This window comes from Telluria sp. ZB4P37, assembly GCF_059685855.1.
The window spans coordinates 161,601-179,239 of the sequence record NZ_JCASID010000005.1 but is presented as its reverse complement, the minus strand read 5'-3'; the positions used below and the strand labels follow the sequence as shown (position 1 = coordinate 179,239).

The 17,639-nt window shown below is 63.5% G+C and carries 14 protein-coding genes; 6 read left to right on the top strand and 8 right to left on the bottom strand.

The genetic code is table 11. The annotated features are described in order from the left end of the window. The first annotated feature begins 116 nt into the window (after positions 1-116). On the top strand, positions 117-1,145 hold the full coding sequence (gene pstS / locus AC56K1_RS11420; protein WP_497157956.1) for a phosphate ABC transporter substrate-binding protein PstS: 1,029 nt from the start codon (positions 117-119) through the stop codon (positions 1,143-1,145). A gap of 63 nt (positions 1,146-1,208) precedes the next feature. Continuing rightward, a complete protein-coding gene (locus tag AC56K1_RS11415) occupies positions 1,209-1,832 on the top strand; it encodes a winged helix-turn-helix transcriptional regulator (RefSeq protein ID WP_497157955.1) in 624 nt (207 codons plus the stop codon). A gap of 23 nt (positions 1,833-1,855) precedes the next feature. Here AC56K1_RS11415 and AC56K1_RS11410 read toward each other — a convergent pair whose 3' ends face one another. Beyond that, positions 1,856-3,370: a dienelactone hydrolase family protein gene (locus tag AC56K1_RS11410; protein WP_497157954.1), complete on the bottom strand. Its 1,515-nt coding sequence runs from the start codon at positions 3,368-3,370 to the stop codon at positions 1,856-1,858. 149 nt (positions 3,371-3,519) lie between these two features. Between AC56K1_RS11410 and AC56K1_RS11405 the strand changes: the two genes are divergently transcribed. Both AC56K1_RS11405 and AC56K1_RS11400 read left to right on the top strand, forming a co-directional pair. Then, positions 3,520-6,258, top strand: a complete 2,739-nt coding sequence (locus AC56K1_RS11405; RefSeq protein WP_497157953.1) for a bifunctional diguanylate cyclase/phosphodiesterase — start codon at positions 3,520-3,522, stop codon at positions 6,256-6,258. A 66-nt stretch (positions 6,259-6,324) separates the two neighbouring features. Further along, positions 6,325-6,885 carry a manganese efflux pump MntP gene (locus AC56K1_RS11400; RefSeq protein WP_497157952.1) on the top strand — a complete coding sequence of 187 codons (561 nt, stop codon included), beginning with the start codon at positions 6,325-6,327 and terminating at the stop codon, positions 6,883-6,885. Positions 6,886-6,898: 13 nt separating this feature from the next. Here the strand turns inward: AC56K1_RS11400 and AC56K1_RS11395 are convergent, their stop codons facing one another. The 6 genes from AC56K1_RS11395 to AC56K1_RS11370 all read right to left on the bottom strand — a co-directional run bounded on the left by AC56K1_RS11395 (position 6,899) and on the right by AC56K1_RS11370 (position 14,968). Next, on the bottom strand, positions 6,899-7,456 hold the full coding sequence (locus tag AC56K1_RS11395) for a TMEM175 family protein (RefSeq protein WP_497157951.1): 558 nt from the start codon (positions 7,454-7,456) through the stop codon (positions 6,899-6,901). Further along, a complete protein-coding gene (locus tag AC56K1_RS11390; protein WP_497157950.1) occupies positions 7,453-8,154 on the bottom strand; it encodes a YoaK family protein in 702 nt (233 codons plus the stop codon). The genes AC56K1_RS11395 and AC56K1_RS11390 overlap by 4 nt, the downstream gene beginning before the upstream one ends. A 13-nt stretch (positions 8,155-8,167) precedes the next feature. Continuing rightward, complete coding sequence (locus AC56K1_RS11385) at positions 8,168-10,045, bottom strand: amidohydrolase (RefSeq protein ID WP_497157949.1); 1,878 nt, start codon at positions 10,043-10,045, stop codon at positions 8,168-8,170. A gap of 16 nt (positions 10,046-10,061) precedes the next feature. Further along, the gene (locus AC56K1_RS11380; protein ID WP_497157948.1) at positions 10,062-10,754 is read right to left on the bottom strand and encodes a hydrolase; all 693 of its coding nucleotides are present in this window, start codon (positions 10,752-10,754) and stop codon (positions 10,062-10,064) included. Between the two features lie 249 nt (positions 10,755-11,003). Further along, positions 11,004-11,846 (bottom strand): glutathione-dependent disulfide-bond oxidoreductase, encoded by an 843-nt coding sequence (gene yghU, locus AC56K1_RS11375; RefSeq protein ID WP_497157947.1) that lies wholly within the window; start codon positions 11,844-11,846, stop codon positions 11,004-11,006. A gap of 167 nt (positions 11,847-12,013) precedes the next feature. Then, positions 12,014-14,968 carry a CHASE domain-containing protein gene (locus AC56K1_RS11370; protein WP_497157946.1) on the bottom strand — a complete coding sequence of 985 codons (2,955 nt, stop codon included), beginning with the start codon at positions 14,966-14,968 and terminating at the stop codon, positions 12,014-12,016. 362 nt (positions 14,969-15,330) lie between these two features. Between AC56K1_RS11370 and AC56K1_RS11365 the strand changes: the two genes are divergently transcribed. Both AC56K1_RS11365 and AC56K1_RS11360 read left to right on the top strand, forming a co-directional pair. Next, positions 15,331-15,531 (top strand): DUF6984 family protein, encoded by a 201-nt coding sequence (locus tag AC56K1_RS11365; RefSeq protein WP_497158061.1) that lies wholly within the window; start codon positions 15,331-15,333, stop codon positions 15,529-15,531. A gap of 200 nt (positions 15,532-15,731) precedes the next feature. Beyond that, positions 15,732-16,166, top strand: a complete 435-nt coding sequence (locus tag AC56K1_RS11360) for a hypothetical protein (protein ID WP_497157945.1) — start codon at positions 15,732-15,734, stop codon at positions 16,164-16,166. A gap of 317 nt (positions 16,167-16,483) precedes the next feature. Here AC56K1_RS11360 and rpoH read toward each other — a convergent pair whose 3' ends face one another. Then, the gene (gene rpoH, locus AC56K1_RS11355; protein WP_497157944.1) at positions 16,484-17,374 is read right to left on the bottom strand and encodes an RNA polymerase sigma factor RpoH; all 891 of its coding nucleotides are present in this window, start codon (positions 17,372-17,374) and stop codon (positions 16,484-16,486) included. Between the last annotated feature and the right edge of the window lie 265 nt (positions 17,375-17,639).

Below are 17,639 nucleotides of genomic sequence, written 5' to 3'. Positions count from 1 at the left end.
GCGGAAGGCGCGCACAGACGTGTTGATCGAGTCATGAGCCCGTCATATTCGGGGTCTAGACTTTGCTGCGTGGTCCAACCCACACTCCCTCAACCAGGAATAGGAATAACAAGCCCATGTTCAAGAAGATCTTCGCCGGTGCTGCCGCCGCGCTCATGATGTCGACCTCGTTCGCCGCCGACATGACCGGCGCCGGCGCGACCTTCCCGTACCCGATCTACGCCAAGTGGGCCGAGTCGTACAAGGCCGCCACCGGCAACGGCCTGAACTACCAGTCGGTCGGCTCGGGCGCCGGCATCAAGCAGATCAAGGCCAGGACCGTGGACTTCGGCGCCTCGGACATGCCGCTCAAGGCGGAAGACCTGGAATCCGATGGCCTGATGCAGTTCCCGGCGATCATGGGCGGCGTGGTCGCCGTGGTCAACGTCGAAGGCGTCACCCCTGGCCAGCTCAAGCTGACCGGCCCGGTCATCGCCGACATCTACCTGGGCAAGATCACCAAGTGGAATGCGCAGCCGATCGCCGCGCTGAACCCGGGCGTGAAGCTCCCCGACGCCGACATCACCGTCGTGCACCGCGCCGACAGCTCGGGCACCTCCTTCCTGTTCACTGACTACCTGTCCAAGACCAGCCCCGAGTGGAAGAGCAGCGTCGGCGCCGGCACCGCAGTGAAATGGGCCGTGGGCGTGGGCGGCAAGGGCAACGAAGGCGTCGCCGCCAACGTGCAGCGCATCAAGGGGTCGATCGGCTATGTCGAGTGGGCCTTCGCCAAGAAGAACAAGCTGTCGCATACCCAGCTCAAGAACAAGGACGGTACTTTCCTGCAGCCTGACGACGACGCCTTCAAGGCCGCCGCCGCCGGCGCCGAATGGACCAAAACGCCGGGCTTCGGCGTGGTGCTGACCGATGCCGCCGGCAAGCAGAGCTGGCCGATCACCGGCGTGTCCTACATCCTGATGCACCGCACCCAGGCTGATGCCGCCAAGGGCGTGGAAGTGCTGAAGTTCTTCGACTGGGCCTACAAGAACGGCGCCCCGGCTGCCGCCGAACTGGACTACGTGCCGATGCCGGCATCGGTCGTCAAGCTGGTGCAGGCCAACTGGAAAGCCCAGCTCAAGGATGCATCGGGCAAGGCCATCTACTAATCCGTTCGACCTGTCACGATCCGGCGGCCTGGCTGCCGGATGTTTTTTTGACTTTCTTCTCCCATGGCCAATACCATCGTTCTCGTGGCCGGCGACAAGCCGGCCATCGCCGAGCTGCTCAAATACGCGCTGCACGAAGACGAATGGATCTGGCACAGCGTCCCGACCCTGGCCCAGGCCTGGGAGTTCATCGGGCGCGAACGCCCCGAACTGCTGCTGCAGGAATCGATGCTGCGCCAGGAAGGCGGCATGCGCCTGCTGGCGCGCCTGCGCAGTGCGAGCAGCCTGCGCGAGCGTCCCGTCATCCTGCTGGCCGCCGGCGCCGATGGCCAGCAAGCCGCGCCGGCGCCGGCTGCCTTCGTTCCGCGGCAGCCGGACGACGCGGTCGAGGAGCGCCTGCTGCGCTCCGGCCGCCTGGTGCTCGATCCGCTCAGCTGCAGCGTCCGGGTCGGCAAGCACCAGGTCGACGTGCGCCACGCCGAATACCGTCTGCTGCGCTTCCTGCTGTGCCATCCGGGCCAGGTATTCTCGCGCGCCCAGCTCATCGAACAACTGTGGGACGCCCACGGCACGCTCGACCAGCGCACCGTCGACGTGCACGTGCTGCGGCTGCGCAAGGCGCTGGGGCGCGCCAAGACGGTGATCAAGACCGTGCGCGGGGCCGGCTACATGCTGGCGCAGGCCTAGCCGGGACTGATACCTCGCCTCGATCAAGGCCCTGCGCGCAAGGCCTTGATCCGCGCGATCGCATTGGCCTGGTTCTTGTCCACTGCGACTGCCTTCTCATAGGCCGCGATCGCCTGGGCCTTGTCTCCCAGCGCCTCCCAGGCCTCGCCTTCGCTGTCCCATGCATTGCCGTATTTCGGCTCGATATGGGTCGCCAGCCTGAACAATTCGATGGCGCCGCGCGCATTCTTCCCGCGCAGCAGCTGGTAACCCAGGTTATTGAGGGTAAGGGAATTGAGGTGGAAGTCGGCGGAAGCGCTCCGCATGCGCGCATGGATCGCCTGCGCATCCTGGTAACCGCCTTCAGCGAATGCACGCAAGAATGCGGCTTCGCCCGGCACCTTGGCAGCCGCCGGCTGGAAGCGCATTGCCATCAGCTGCGGGGCGATGCCCCGTTTCGCGGGCGCCTGCCGGATGAAGTCCATGGCCTCGGCATCCTGCTTCAGGTAGGCGTCGAGGAAGCGGTGGACATACAGGGCGACTGTGCGATAGGCCTGTACGACGTCGGCGCGCCGATAGTCGCCAAATTCGCCGTCACCCGCAAGGCGCAATCCGAACAGGGAGCTGAAGTGCCCGTGCTGCATCGGGTGCATGGTGCCGAAGTAAACGTCCGAGTAGGTCATGCTGTTGAGATAGCTCGGCCCCAGCTTGTCTTTCAGCGCAAGTTCCTCGGCGGGCGGCGCCGAGGCGCCCAGCGACAGCATCGGCACCGCGGTGCGCGCCGGCCGCACGTAGCTGGCGGCGCTCCAGATCTTCGGATGGAAGCGGATCGAGCCGTCCAGGCTCACCAGTGCCTTGATGCGGCCCGAGCGTGCGGCGGCAAACACGTTGGATAGGCCTCCCCAGCTGTAGCCCACCACCGCGACCTTGTCCATGTCGGCCTGCGGCAGGGTGCGTGCATGGTTGACCAGGAAGGCGATGTCCGCCGCCTGCGCCTCCACCCCTTCGACATCATCGGTCATGACCACCGAACGCGCCCCAAGGCTGCGGCTTGCGATGACCACGTAGCCCCGGCTGGCCAAATACTCGCACAGGTCGAGGTTCTCGTCCGCCGGCGCGGCAAAACTCGGCGCGTAGATGATTACGGGGTAGGTGCCGCCAGCGGGGGCGGCGTCGCGCACGGCCAGTGTCGGGGCGTCGTAGAGGGCTTTTTGCGGGCCCGCCATCCAGGCGGCACGCTGCTTCGCGGCCTCAAGCGCCGGCAGGCCGAAGTCCACGTCAAGCAGGCTGGCCTGGCGATAGTCTGCCACCCGCATCGGTGCGGCGCCCGTGCGCTTGGCCGGATACCAGATCAGGGCCTGGATGGGCCGGGCCGGCGGCGTGGAAACGGTCTTGCCGAAGGCATCGACCTGCTCGTCCATGGCACGGCTGTAGTCGTATTGCTGCACGATGCGCAGGCCGACCGCATGGGGGCCGGCTTCGGGCGTCAGGGCGGCGGGGCTGGCGTGGACATGGGCACAGGCGCTGGCCGCCAGGAGCACGATGGCGAGTCTTTTCATCAGGTCGGTGTCTCTCGATGGGAACGGACACTCATCCTACGGCGAGTATGCCGCTGAAAGTGCGCAGTTTGTCACGAATGCCATGTCACAGGCATGACATGTTTGCTATATAGACTGGCAGCACCTCCGCGCCCTTGACTCCCACCTGCATGAGCATCCACGCCGCCGTTCCTACCCTGTCCCGCACCAACCGCTACCTCGTGTTCATCTGGCCGGCCATTGCCTTGCTCCTGTGTGCGGCGCTGTGGACCGCCACCATCCTGCGCGCCGACCTCGAGCACGAACGCGCGAACTCCCAGGCGCGCAAGGACGCGAGCGCCTATGCCGAAGCCTACGAGCAGTACATCACGCGCTCGGTGGGCCAGATGGACCAGGTCACGATGCAGCTGAAATTCAGCTGGGAGAAGGGCCGCGATCCCGGCCTGCTCGACGAGCAGCGCCGTGACGGCATGTTCACCGATCCCGCCTTCCGCGTGGTCGCCATTGTCGACCGCAGCGGCATCGTGCGCGCATCGACGCGCCCGGCGCTGATCGGCAGCGACCTGTCCGACGGCGCGTACTTCGTCCAGCATCGCAACCACATCTCGACGGCGCTGCGCATCGACGCCGCGCCGCCGCGCTTCGCCAGGGAGGGCGAGGGCGGCGAGCTGGTGCTGTTCACGCGTCGCCTCGACACCCGCGACGACGAATTCGACGGCATCGTGCTGATGGGAGCGGACACGCGCTATTTCACCTCCTTCGTGAGCCCGGCCACGGTGGGCGCGGGCGGCGTGGTGGCGCTCGCCGGCAGCGAAAGACCCTTGCGCGCCGAACAGCACAGCGACGGCGCCGTCTTCCTCGACAGCCGCGGCAAGCTGCTGCCCGCGCGCGACGACCTGTGGGCGAGCGAGCGCGGCGTACGCCTGGTCGAAGGCAGGGGTGGCGTCGATAGCGGCTTCGCCGACGGCCAGGCGCGCGTACTTGGCTGGCGCCATTCGAGCGCCTATCCGCTGGTGGCGCTGGTCGGGCTGTCGCAAGGCACTGCATTGGAACCGGCGGCCGCCGCCTGGGCTGACAGCCGCCACCGCGCCATTGCGATTACTGCCCTGCTGCTGCTGCTCGGCGCCAGCGCCGGCATGCTGGCACGCCGCGCGGTGCTGCGCGAGCACGAGCAGGAAGAAGTGCAGCGCGCCTACCGCACCGCCACCGAAAGCGGCAAGGACGGCTTCTACATGGCAGCCGCGGTGCGCGGGCGCGATGGACGGATCGAGGACTTCCGCATCGTCGACTGCAACGAGCGCGGCGCCTTCTTCTACGGGATGACGCGCGACCAGCTGGTCGGCCGCCGCCTGTCGGAGATCGACGCCGGCCTGTTCGGCGAAGCGCTGATGGAAACCTACCGCAAGGCGATGGAAGCCGGCTTCTACGAGGACGACCGCCGCATGCCGAGCGATAACCGCCTGAACATCAGCTGGGGGCATCGGCGCCTGGTGCGGGTCGGCAACGGCCTGGCGGTGACGCTGCAGGACATCAGCGAGCGCAAGGAACACGAATCGCAGCTCGAGCGCATGGCCAACATCGATGCCCTGACGGGACTGGCCACGCGTCACGCCTTCCTGAACGCCATGCCGGCGATGCTGGCGCAGGCCCAGGATACGGGCGGCGGGCTGGCGCTGCTGTTCATCGACCTCGACGAATTCAAGCACGTGAACGACTCGCACGGCCACGCGGTGGGCGACGCACTGCTCAAGTCCGCGGCCGGGCGCCTGCTGTCGCTGCTGCGCCCGACCGACCGCGTCGCGCGCTTCGGCGGCGACGAATTCCTGGTGCTGCTGCACCCGGTGGATGGCGAGCGCCAGGCCGCCTCGGTGGCGGCGCGCATCGTCGAGGCCTTCGGCGTTCCCTTCCTGGTCGGCGACGAGCTGCATGCGGTGGGCGCATCGATCGGCATCAGCATGTACCCGCGCGACGGGCTGGACGCCGAGACCCTGGTGCGCCACAGCGACATCGCCATGTACGCAGGGAAAAACGAAGGCAAGGGCCAGTACCGCTTCTTCGATCCCGCGCTGTCGACCACCCTCAGTTCGCGCGCGCGCCTGAAGCAGCACATGTTTGAGGCGCTCGAGCGCGATCAGTTCACGCTGTTCTACCAGCCGCGCGTGGATGCGCGCAGCGGCGAGCTGCTGAGCATGGAAGCGCTGATCCGCTGGCAGCATCCGGACCTGGGCCTGGTCTCGCCGGGCGAATTCATCCCGCTGGCCGAAAGCACCGGCCTGATCGTGCGCATCGGCGAGACCGTGATCGACAAGGCTTGCGCCCAGCTGGCCGCCTGGCGTGCGGCCGGCGTGGCCCTGGTGCCGGTGTCGATCAACGTCTCGCCCAAGCAGTTCCTGCGCGGCGGCGTGGGGCGCCAGCTCAGCGCGGCCCTGGCCAGGCACCGCGTGCCGGCCAGCCTGATCGAAGTCGAGATCACCGAGTCGGCAATGATGGGCGACCACGACGACATCCTGGCCGAACTGGCCTCGCTGCGCGCCCTCGGCGTCAAGCTGCACGTCGACGACTTCGGCACAGGCTATTCGTCGCTGTCGCAGCTGCAGCGCCTGAAGATGGACGTGCTCAAGGTCGACCGCGCCTTCACCATGGAGCTGGGCAATTCGAAGGAGGGCAAGGTCTTCTTCCAGGCGATCGTCTCGATGGCCCATGCGCTGGGCATGTCGGTGGTGGCCGAGGGCGTCGAGACCGCGGAGCAGCTGGCGATCCTGCAGGGCCTCGATTGCAACGAGGTGCAGGGTTATTACATCGCGCGGCCGGTGCCGGCCGGCGAGATGCTGGGGATGATGCAAAAGCGCTTCCTGCTGGAGCATGCGCCGCAGCCGGTCCCGGTTGCGCCGAGGGGAGTTTGCGCCTAGAATGCCTGCGCCCCTGGGCATGCTTCGCGCCATGCGCAGGCGCCCCGGCCTGACCGGAATCCGCGCATGACCTATACCGCACTGCTGTTCCTCGCCCTTGCCATGTCGACCGACGCCTTTGCCGCGGCGATCGCCAAGGGCGCCGCCTTGCGCCGCCCTACTTTTACGCAGGCGCTGCGCATTGGCCTGCTGTTCGGCTGCATCGAGACCATCACGCCGGTGATTGGCTGGGCGCTCGGCTCGCTCGCCGCCGACGCCATCCGCCAGTGGGACCACTGGATCGCCTTCTTCCTGCTGCTGGGCCTGGGCGGGCGCATGATCTGGCTGTCCTTCGGCGAGGACGAAGAGGAGGACACAGCGGGCTCGCAGAAACTGGTGGTGCTGGTGCTTACGGCCGTGGCGACCAGCATCGATGCGATGGCGGTCGGTGTCGGACTGGCTTTCGTCGACGTCTCGATCGTGCACGCTGCGCTGGCGATCGGCGTCTCTACCACGGTCATGGTCACCATCGGCGTGCTGCTCGGGCAGCGCCTGGGCGCCGTGGCCGGACGCAACGCCGAGCGGGTCGGCGGCGTGGTGCTGATCCTGGTCGGCACGACCATCCTGATCGAGCACCTGTCGGCCTGAGTCTTATCCTGGTTCACGCGCGGCGGGGCCTACCCACCTCCGGCATCAGCCAGAACAGGGCCAGCGACACGTGGATGATGGCGCCGAGCGGTGCGTACCACAGCGACAGCAGGATCGCCAGCGCATACAGCAGGATCGACACCCGGTTCTTGCGGCTGCCCCAGGCCGCCGCATGGCCGCCGGCGCTCGCGTCCAGGCGCCAGGACAGCAGCATGAAGGCGATGGAGCACAGCAGCAGCACCACGCCGTACAGGGCGACCGGCACCGGCGCCATCGGATGCTCGCCGGCCCAGGCCGTGACGAAGGGGATCAGCGACATCCAGAACAGCAGGTGCAGGTTGGCCCACAGGGCGGCGCCGTCGACTTTCGCCACGCGCTCGAGCAGCGCGTGGTGGTTGACCCAGTAGATGCCCACGTAGACGAAGCTGAGCGCATAGCGCAGCCAGCCCGGGAGCACCTCGGCCAGGCCTGCGGCTTCCGTCGAATGCGGAGGCTTCAATTCCAGCACCATGATCGTGATGATGATCGCGATCACACCGTCGCTGAAGGCCTCCAGGCGGGTCTTGTTCATGCTGCCGCCTCGGGCAGGCACAGGTGCAGGCACAGGATCGCCACCGGCACCATCAAGGCGATGAAGCCGACGGCGAGATAGGCAAAGGCCGCCGCCGCGCAGCCCAGGGCAAAGGCCAGTACCGGCCAGAAGAACTTGGCGCAGCGCGCACGGGTGGCCGCGTCGGCGGCGCCGCGCAGGCGGTCGACCGTGTCGATCACGAGCTGGGTGACGTTCCCGGTCATCATCGAGGTCGGCGCGAGATGTGTGAGCAGCAGCTTGCTGGCCGCGCTATGCGCCCCCATCGCCGCCGCGCCCAGCAGGCCGGCCGTCATCGCCAGCGCGCCGGCATGGTCGCCGACCGTTTCGGCCAGCATGCCGCACCCCATGAAGCCCAGCAGCAGCAGCAGCTGCAGCAGGTAGGACGGTTTCACCGCAGGCAAGGCGCGTGCTTCGCAGCGCGCCACCAGCAGCCTGGCCGCCGCCACGCCCAGGATGAAGGCCGGGAAGGCGAGCAGCTTGAGCAGCGAGGGCGTCTGCGCCGGTTCGGCCAGCGACACGGCGATCAGCACGAAGTTGCCGGTGACATGGGCCGTGAACAGGCCGAACAGGGCGATGAAGCCGAGGGTGTCGACATAGCCGGCCAGGAAGCCCATGCCTATGCCTTGCAGGCGCTGGAATTGCGGCGTCGTCATCGAGGTGGTCGTCAAGCTGCTCATGTTCGTCTCCCCCTCAGAACGCGAAGCAGCTGCAGCCGAGGGCGCCCCAGAAGCCGCCGAAGTTCGACACCGGCACCGCCGACTTGCGGGCGCGGTCGTGCTGGTGTGCGTGCACGCCGCAGGGACCGCCGCACTGGTGGGGCAGGGCTGCATGCAACTGCGGCTGCTGCGGCTGGGGTGCTGCACGGCGCCAGTGGCCCGGCACGGTATTCACCGGCGACCACTCGGGCAGCACGGGAACCGGCGGCGGCCCCAGGCTGGTGAATTCGGCCGCGCCAAATACCACCTGGCCGCCGACCACGGTCAGCACCGATTCGATCGACTTGATGGCTTCATCGTCCACGCTGAAGAAATCGTTCGACAGCACTGCCAGGTCGGCCAGCATGCCTTCCTGGATCCGTCCCTTGCGTCCCTGCTCGTTCGAGAACCAGGCGCTGCCCGCCGTCCACAGTTCGAGCGCGACTGTCCGCGGCAGCAGGCCGTTGTCGCCGTACAGCGGCAGGCCGCCCACGGTGCGCCCCGTCACCAGCCAGTACAGCGCCGTCCACGGGTTGTAGCTGGCCACGCGGGTGGCGTCGGTGCCGGCGCCGACCGGCACGCCGCTTTCCAGCATCTTCTTCACCGGCGGCGTGGCGCTGGCAGCTTGCGCGCCATAGCGCTCGACGAAATACTCGCCCTGGAAGGCCATGCGGTGCTGGATCGCGATGCCGCCGCCAAGCAGCCGGACGCGCTCGATATTGCGCTCGCTGATGGTCTCGCAGTGGTCGAACATCCAGTGCAGGCCATTGAAGGGAATCTCGCGGTCGACCTTCTCGAACACGTCGAGCATGCGCGTGATCGATTCGTCGTAGGTGGCGTGCAGGCGGAAAGGCCAGCGGTTCTCCACCAGGTGGCGCACCACTTTTTCGAGTTCGTTTTCCATTCCGGCTGCCAGCTCGGGGCGCGGCTCCAGGAAATCTTCGAAATCGGCCGCCGAGAACACCAGCATCTCTCCGGCGCCGTTGTGGCGGTAGTAGTCGCTGCCCTGGCCGGGCGTGACCATGCCGGTCCAGCGCTGGAAGTCTTCCAGTTCGCCGCCCTTGTTCTGGGTGAACAGGTTGTAGGCGATGCGGATGGTCAGCTGCTTGTTGCGGTCGAGTTCCTCGACGACCGCGTAATCGTCCGGATAGTTCTGGAAGCCGCCGCCGGCGTCGATCGCGCTGGTGATGCCCAGGCGGTTCAGTTCGCGCATGAACTGGCGCGTGGAATTCACCTGCAGCTCAATGGGCAGGGTCGGGCCCTTGGCCAGCGTGGCGTACAGGATCATCGCGTTCGGGCGCGCGATCAGCATGCCGGTCGGGTTCCCCAGGCCATCGCGCTGGATCTCGCCGCCGGGTGGGTTCGGTGTGTCTTTCGTGTAGCCGACAGCGCGCAGGGCCGCGCGGTTGAGCAGGGCGCGGTCGTACAGGTGCAGGATGAATACCGGCGTATCGGGCGCGGCGGCGTTGATCTCGTCGAGCGTGGGCATGCGGCGCTCAGCGAACTGGAATTCGTTCCAGCCGCCCACCACGCGCACCCATTGCGGGCTCGGGGTGCGGTCGGCCTGGTCCTTCAGCATGCGCAGCGCGTCGAGCAGGGAGGGCACGCCTTCCCAGCGCAGCTCGAGGTTGTAGTTCAGTCCACCGCGGATCAGGTGCAGGTGCGAATCGTTCAGGCCGGGAATCACGGTGCGGCCATTCAGGTCGATGACCTGGCTGCCCGCTTCCCTGAAGCGCATCACGTGCTCGATATCGCCGACGGCCAGGAAGCGGCCGTCCTGGATGGCGACTGCGCCGGCATTGGGCCGCTCGCGATCGAGGGTGGCGAAGGCGCCGTTGATCAGGATGAGCGGTGCGGTGGACTGTGCTTGCATGGTCTCGGCTCCTCGCTTAACGAACAGGGGCCGGGACGGGAGCCAGCACGTCGTTTTGCCCCTGGTTGCGCGCCGGGGCCTTGTGGACCATCGTATAGGCATAGTCCACGCCCATGCCGTAGGCGCCCGAATGCTCGGTGACGATCTTCATCACGGCGTCGTAGGTGTCGCGGTTCTTCCAGTCGCGCTGCCATTCGAGCAGCACCTGCTGCCAGGTCACCGGGACCACGCCGGCCTGCACCATGCGCTGCATGGCGAAGTCATGGGCGTCTTTCGAGGTGCCGCCGGAGGCGTCGGCCACCATGTAGATCTCGTAGTCGCCCTCCAGCATGGCGCACAAGGCGAAGGTGGTGTTGCACACTTCCGTCCACAGGCCGGCCACGATGATCTTCTTGCGGCCATTGGCTGCAAGTGCGTCACGCACTTTCTGGTCGTCCCAGGAATTCATCGAGCTGCGTTCGAGGATCGGGTGGCCAGGGAACACGTCCAGGATTTCAGGGTAGGTCTTGCCCGAGAAGGAGTCGGTCTCGACGGTGGTGATGACGGTCGGGATGCCGAAGGCCTTTGCCGCCTTGGCCAGGCCGACCACGTTGTTCTTCAGGGTCTGGCGGTCGATCGACTGCACGCCGAAAGCCATCTGCGGCTGATGGTCGATGATGATCAGCTGCGAGTTTTGCGGGGTCAGGACTTCGAGTTTTGGATTGTTCATGACATGCTCCTTATGTAGGCCGCTCAGCTCGCGGCGGTTGTGATTCGATGAAGTCATTATGTGCGGCGGCAGCGAAACTGAAAAACGGATAATTTGCAGATATACAATCGAAATTTTCGATGGTCGGTCCGTGTGCCTAGGGAAAAATCGTAGGGTGGGACGTTCGTCATTCAGGCCAGCGGCCTGAATGACGAACGTCCACGCGGTGATAGTTGCAACGTAAGCAGCCGCACGGGCTGCCGCGCCGGGCTAGTCGAGATCGGCCGCGTCGTGCCGTTCCGCGACCTGCTCGTCCGGATTGCCACGGACGCGGTTCACCTTGCGGCCGCGAATGACTGCCGGCCGCGCGGCGATCTCGTCCGCCCAGCGGCGCACGTTCTTGTATTCGTGCACCGACAGGAATTCGCCTGCCTCGTACAGCTCGCCACGCACCATGCCGCCGTACCACGGCCAGATCGCCATGTCGGCAATGGTGTACGCGCTGCCCGCGACATACTGGTGCTTGGCCAGCTGCCGCTCCAGCACGTCGAGCTGGCGCTTGGTTTCCATCGCATAGCGGTCGATCGGGTACTGCAGTTTCTCCGGCGCGTAGGTGTAGAAATGCCCGAAGCCGCCGCCCACGAAAGGCGCCGAGCCCATCTGCCAGAACAGCCAGTTCATCGTCTCCACGCGCGCCACGCCGTCCTTCGCCAGGTAAGCCCCGAACTTTTCGGCAAGGTAGAACAGGATCGATCCCGATTCGAACACGCGCACCGGCTGCGGGCCGCTGCGGTCGACCAGGGCCGGGATCTTCGAATTCGGGTTGATGTCCACGAAGCCGCTCGAGAACTGGGCGCCCTCGTCAATGCGGATGAGCCAGGCGTCGTACTCGGCCTGGACATAGCCCAGCGCGATCAGCTCTTCCAGCATGATCGTCACCTTGACGCCGTTCGGTGTCCCCAGCGAGTACAGCTGCAGCGGATGCCTGCCGACCGGCAGTTCGGCGTCGTGCGTGGGGCCGGCGACAGGGCGGTTGATGTTGGCAAAGCTGCCGCCGGAAGCGGCGGGCGGGGTCCATACCGTGGGCGGGATATAGGGCGAGGGGTTGATCATCGGGTTCTCCTTTTTATGCCGGATGAAAGACCCATTCTATCGGGGGCGTCAGGAACGTGCATGGCCAAAAGCCGACGTTGCCAGTGTTCACTTCACTCATAAGTGACCTTGGCTTCGACTTCCGGCTCCAGCAAGAAGGCATGGTGTACTGATAAGTTCTGTACTGCTCACGCCGCCAGGACTTCGCGGATCCGTCGGGCTAATTGCTTTTGATCGTACGGCTTGCTGAGTAACTGAACTCCTTCCCTGAGGCGGCCATCAGTCGTCAGTGCGTCGCGCGTATACCCCGAGGTGAACAAGATGGCCAGGTCCGGTTGCATGAGCTTGGCGAGGGCCGCGAGTTCAGGACCAGTGATGCTGCCTGGCATTACCACATCAGTGAATAACAGGTCGACCTGGGCACCATCTATCAGGATCTGGAGTCCGCTTTCTCCATCGGACGAATGCAACACCCGGTATCCCAGCTCCGACAAGTTGGCAACCACGGACAGGCGCACATCCTCGTCGTCTTCGACGACAAGGATAGTTTCGGTGCCGCCCGACTCTGAAGCAGCCACTGGGGCCGTAGCCAAGTTCTCAGGTTGATGAGTGCGGGGAAGATAGACCATTACTGTCGTACCGCTACCGAGGGTGCTGGAAATGTCGATATGCCCCTTGCTTTGCTTGACCATGCCATAAGCCATGCTCAAACCAAGTCCCGTCCCTTGGCCGATCGGCTTCGTCGTAAAAAAGGGCTCGAACGCTTGCGCCATGACATCAGGACTCATGCCCGACCCGGTATCGGTCATGGAGACGAAAACGTACTCGCCTTTTGCAAGCCCGGGAAGTCTGCTGGCTTCGTCTTCATTCAAGGTTACATTGCTCAGGTTAATCCTCACCTCTCCGCCGGTGGGCATCGCGTCACGTGCGTTGATCGCCAGATTCAGAATCACGTTTTCAAACTGGCCCGGATCAACCTGCGTGTTCCAGAGGCCCTCTTCACAGGAAATATGTAACTCCACCGTTTCCCCGAGGGCGCGCTGTAACAATTCCTCCATGTTTCGCAGGAGCCGCACGACGTTCACGGCAACTGGTTGCAGTGGCTGGCGGCGTGCGAAGGCAAGCAGTTGTGAAGATAGTTTGGCGCCGCGCTGGACTGCTCCTTTGATACTATCGAGTCGCTTGTGCATCCCGGCGTTATCGCGAGCATGCAGTTGCAACAGCGCAAGATTTCCTGTGATGACCTGTAAGACGTTATTAAAATCATGTGCGACGCCCCCGGTCAGCTTACCTAGGGCTTCTAGCTTTTGGGCATGATGAAGGGCATTTCGGGCTTCCTCGAGCGCTTGAGAGCGCTCCGCGTCGAGCTGCTGCGCGGCTCTGCGTTCGCTGATATCGCGTATGAAAGCGGTGACGACATAGCCTGAACCTTGCGGAACGCCTGCAAACGCGAGTTCAACCGGAACCCAGCGGCCTGTACGATGCAACGCTTCGACTTCCACGACTTTCCCCGCCGCTTTGCCAGTCGCGACAAATCGTTGGAAACCGACTTTGTGCCTCGAGCGGAACTGCTCAGGGATGATCAACGTGGCCAGGTCTTTGCCGATCGCTTCCTCGGCGGTCCAGCCAAATAATTGCTCCGCCTTGGCGTTCCAGTCGCGAATCCTTCCGTCGGAAAGCACCGTAACGAATGCATCGTGCGAATGCTTCAGGATCACCTCAATGCGGTGCTGCTCCTCTTTCAACCGGGCATTGGCCTCCCGCAAAGCCTGCTCATCCTGTTTTGAACGGGTAATGTCGGTATGGGTACCGATGAGACGCAGCGGCTTGCCCTCGGCATCCCGGCTGACGGCCATCGCGCGGGTCATAATCCACTTCCAGCTTCCATCCCTGCAACGCATACGGAATTGAGCCTGTAGTGGCCCATCCGTACTGTCGAGATAGCGGCGCACGAGCGCTTTGGTGGCAGGTAAGTCCTCGGGATGAAGTCGACGTTCCCATTCCAACGGGCTGTTGCCTATCTCCTCGTCCTGGTAGCCGAGCATGGCCTTCCACTGCTCTGAATAGATCACCTCGTCAGTGGCGATGTTCCAATCCCACACGCCATCCCCAGCGCCTTCAAGCGCATATTTCCACCGAAACTCGCTTTCGCCCAACTGGTGTGTCATTTCCGTCGCCAGCGACAGCGCCCGGCGTCGTCCTGACGCCAGCAACCACACAAGCAAGGCGATCATGATGCTAAACGCACCGCCAATGATTGCAATGAGTCGGGGACGGTCGGTAACAATACGTTGTTCGAATGCCGAAGACGACTGGATATCGAGGGTCCACGGGCGTCCCGCAACCGAAATGTGCTGCAGGGCTCGAAACTGCGGTGGAGAAAGCCTGGCAGGGTGCATCAAGCGCGAGGAATACAGACGGGACTCCTCGGAGACCTTGGTACCGTCATAGATGGACAGCACGACGTCTCCCGAACGCTCTCCCCCCAGGCCTGCCATGAGGTCGTCCATCCGGAACGGCGCGCCTATCCATCCGATCAGGCTCTGGCGGCGCTGTGCGATGGTAGCCGTCGGCATGCCGCGCTTATATACGGGCAAATACATGACCAGGCCGGACTGCACGTCCTTGCCATTCTCCTGGATCAGTCTCACTTTGCCGGAGGCAGCCGCGTGCCCTGTATCACGTGCCCTCTCCATCGCAGCGCGGCGGTTCGGCTCGGAGAGCATGTCGAAGCCAAGTGCACGCAGATTCAGGCCAGTAAACGGCTCGATCTGTGTAATCGCTGAATACACGTTTCGTTCGCCGGCAGGAATTACTTGATAGTTCGTGAAGCCTTCACGCCGTATCGCCGCTACATGCTCGGCCATGCGCTGCGGAGGAATAAGTTCAACAAGGGCGATGCCTTGAATTCCGGGAAATTTTTCTTGAAGGCGCAATGAGGCAATAAACAGGCTGAAGTCCTCACGTTTCACCTTCACAGAACCGAGCAGATAAGCTTGCGTGCTACGCGCGGCTCCTTCGTAGGTCGTCATCCTTTGCTCGATGCGCCGGATAGCCTGCCGAACCTCGAACCGGAATTCTGTTTCGTTGAGCCGTACGGCTTCCTGGCTTGCGATATTCCAAGCGGCAAATGTCGAGGCCAAGGATAGGACCAAGGTTCCGACAGTTAGCAAGAGCGGAGCGTTTTTTCTAAGCAAGAAGAAGCTCTTCCGAGTTGTTGGCCGTGCCCTGATTCCAGACGGACGGCGGATCGTGACCAAGCTCTGATGTCACGTCCCGTTGGCATTGTATCCGCTTAATCCTAGCGTCAGCATCCGGTTAGAGTCGCCTGCGAAGGAGATCGAGCAGTTGCTGGTCTTCACTGACGCCGGTAAACAGCAAGATCCAGTTCTTCGGTGATTTGGCTGGATTGAGCGTCCGAAGTGCCACTGAAAATGGCGAGGTCCTTGAGTTTGAAGTCGCAGGATATGAACGCCCTTCATACACGGGCCAGCGTGATGTTGACGTGGACGCACGAGATCTGGACAGCGACGGGGCAGTGATTGGGATTGTGCTGTACGCAGACCAGAACGGCCACTTGTTCGAACTCGAATATCTACGATGGGGTTTTGAAGAAATCCAGGATCCGCAGTGGGATACATTCACTGCCACCCCTTACGTGCAATCATCCCGGCGTGAAGCGAAAGACTTAGAAGTCTTTGCATGAGAAATTTGGGCGGCGCATTGAGATCATGCGGAGTCTGTCAACTTGGTCTGCTCCGGGGTCGATTGTGGACGTCCACACAGGCCCCTACACATTTGTCGCCAACAAACTGTTGTTCAAGATTATCCTCGCTTCTGTATTGGCACTTCCTATACTTCAATGACGGCCCGTTGGTAGAAGGCTGTGAGCATCAGGAGCCAATCATGAAAACCATTGCATGTTTTGCAGTGGTCGCCGCCCTGTCGGGGGCGGCCGCTGCGCAGGAAATACCATCACCAGGGCAAGTCCGGATCACCGCGCCGCCGGAGCGCATCGTCCTGCCGCAGCAGCTGCGTAACGTCTGGTACGAAGAGTTCGACGGCATCAAGGGAACGTATGCCCTGTCGAACGGCAAGTCCATGCAGCTGAGCATGTGGGGCAATCGTATGTATGCCAGCATGGGCAGCATCGGGAGGGTACAGCTCATCGCCGTCTCGCCCTATGTGTTCGTCACGCGCGATGAACAACTACGGATCGTCGTCGACGATCCCGCAACATCCTCGTCAAACCGCATCAATGCCACCCTGACAATGCCGGCGCATATGCTGTCGAGCACGGCAGCGCCCGGCGAATTCGTCACGCTGCTCGCGCAACGCTAGACCTTCCCGGCATACCAGTGAAAACCCCCGCCGAAGCGGTAATGCCGTTCAGTTAAGGAAGCTTCGTCACCTTGCGGACGGCGTAGCGTAATGGTCTGGCCTTGACGGCCCGGTCGCAAGAGCGACCGGGCCCTTGTTCATGCAAGAGGCCAACCAAGCTCTCTCGCAGGTGTTTCATCGACGACGGAGCTTGCCGTAGGAATGCGTAACGGCAGCCCAGGGCACGTTTACCACCGTAAAAATGAAAAATGCCGTTCAGTCTTAACTGAACGGCATTACCGCCGAAGCGGGGTGTTTATCTGGCAGGAACTGAAGGCTTAGACAAACGCCGCCAGCGCACCTTTCATTTTCTTCAGCGCAGCCGATTCGATCTGCCGGATGCGCTCTGCCGACACGCCGAACTCTTCGGCCAGCGTGTGCAGCGTGGCGCCCGAGCCGTCGTCGTTGGCCAGCCAGCGCGCTTCGACGATACGGCGCGAGCGCGGGTCCAGTTTGCCGAGCGCCGTTTCCAGGCCTTCGGACTGCAGGCGGGTGACCGCCTCGGCTTCCAGCACCTTGGTCGGCTCTGCCAGATCCGACGACAGGTAGGCGATCGGCGAAAACTTGTCATCTTCGTCGTCGGTCGGCGACTCGAGGGCGATGTCGCGGCCCGACAGGCGGGTTTCCATCTCAATCACTTCTTCGCGCTTGACGTCGAGCATCTTCGCCAGGTCGTCGACCTGGCTCGGGGTCATCGCATCGAGGCCGACCTTGTTGCTGCGCAGGTTGAAGAACAGCTTGCGCTGGGCCTTGGTCGTGGCGACCTTTACCAGGCGCCAGTTCTTCAGGATGTATTCATGCATCTCGGCTTTGATCCAGTGCATCGCGTACGAGACGAGACGCACGCCCTGGTCAGGGTCGAAGCGCTTGACGGCCTTCATCAGGCCAATATTGCCTTCCTGGATCAGGTCGGCGTGCGGCAGGCCATAGCCGAGGTAGCCACGGGCGATCGACACCACCAGGCGCAAGTGCGACAGCACCAGCTTTTGCGCGGCGTCCAGGTCGTTTGCGTCGCGCAGCCGCTTTGCCAGCGATTGTTCTTCCTCGTGGGTCAGCATCGGCAGGCGGTTGACGGCCGAGATATAGGCGTCAATGTTGCCAAGATTGCCGGTGAAACCCAGGTTCAGGGCACGACTGCCGGCCGGAACCAATGCGGATTGTGCGGACATATTCATTCCTCGTAGTAGTCTTGCTGCATCCTCGATGTGCCACGAAACCCATGTCTCGGGACACCAATCTACTGCCTGTTACGGGATGCTTCACTTGATTTTCGCTGTCTTCAAGCCATATATTAGCACTCTCCAGTGGTGAGTGCTAGACGACCCATCGGTTTGCCGAAGTCGATTAAGTTTGGCTAAAGTATTGCCAGCAGGAATCAAAATCATTTCGTTTCAACTGTAGAGTAGCTACTCCCCGTTTGATTGATTCAGCTCA

What these genes read in the sequence shown, in the direction of transcription:
- pstS (WP_497157956.1), top strand. Translation starts at nt 117, where the DNA reads ATGTTCAAGAAGATCTTCGCCGGTGCTGCCGCCGCGCTCATGATGTCG.
- AC56K1_RS11415 (WP_497157955.1), top strand. Translation starts at nt 1,209, where the DNA reads ATGGCCAATACCATCGTTCTCGTGGCCGGCGACAAGCCGGCCATCGCC.
- AC56K1_RS11410 (WP_497157954.1), bottom strand. Translation starts at nt 3,370, where the DNA reads ATGAAAAGACTCGCCATCGTGCTCCTGGCGGCCAGCGCCTGTGCCCAT.
- AC56K1_RS11405 (WP_497157953.1), top strand. Translation starts at nt 3,520, where the DNA reads ATGAGCATCCACGCCGCCGTTCCTACCCTGTCCCGCACCAACCGCTAC.
- AC56K1_RS11400 (WP_497157952.1), top strand. Translation starts at nt 6,325, where the DNA reads ATGACCTATACCGCACTGCTGTTCCTCGCCCTTGCCATGTCGACCGAC.
- AC56K1_RS11395 (WP_497157951.1), bottom strand. Translation starts at nt 7,456, where the DNA reads ATGAACAAGACCCGCCTGGAGGCCTTCAGCGACGGTGTGATCGCGATC.
- AC56K1_RS11390 (WP_497157950.1), bottom strand. Translation starts at nt 8,154, where the DNA reads ATGAGCAGCTTGACGACCACCTCGATGACGACGCCGCAATTCCAGCGC.
- AC56K1_RS11385 (WP_497157949.1), bottom strand. Translation starts at nt 10,045, where the DNA reads ATGCAAGCACAGTCCACCGCACCGCTCATCCTGATCAACGGCGCCTTC.
- AC56K1_RS11380 (WP_497157948.1), bottom strand. Translation starts at nt 10,754, where the DNA reads ATGAACAATCCAAAACTCGAAGTCCTGACCCCGCAAAACTCGCAGCTG.
- yghU (WP_497157947.1), bottom strand. Translation starts at nt 11,846, where the DNA reads ATGATCAACCCCTCGCCCTATATCCCGCCCACGGTATGGACCCCGCCC.
- AC56K1_RS11360 (WP_497157945.1), top strand. Translation starts at nt 15,732, where the DNA reads ATGAAAACCATTGCATGTTTTGCAGTGGTCGCCGCCCTGTCGGGGGCG.
- rpoH (WP_497157944.1), bottom strand. Translation starts at nt 17,374, where the DNA reads ATGTCCGCACAATCCGCATTGGTTCCGGCCGGCAGTCGTGCCCTGAAC.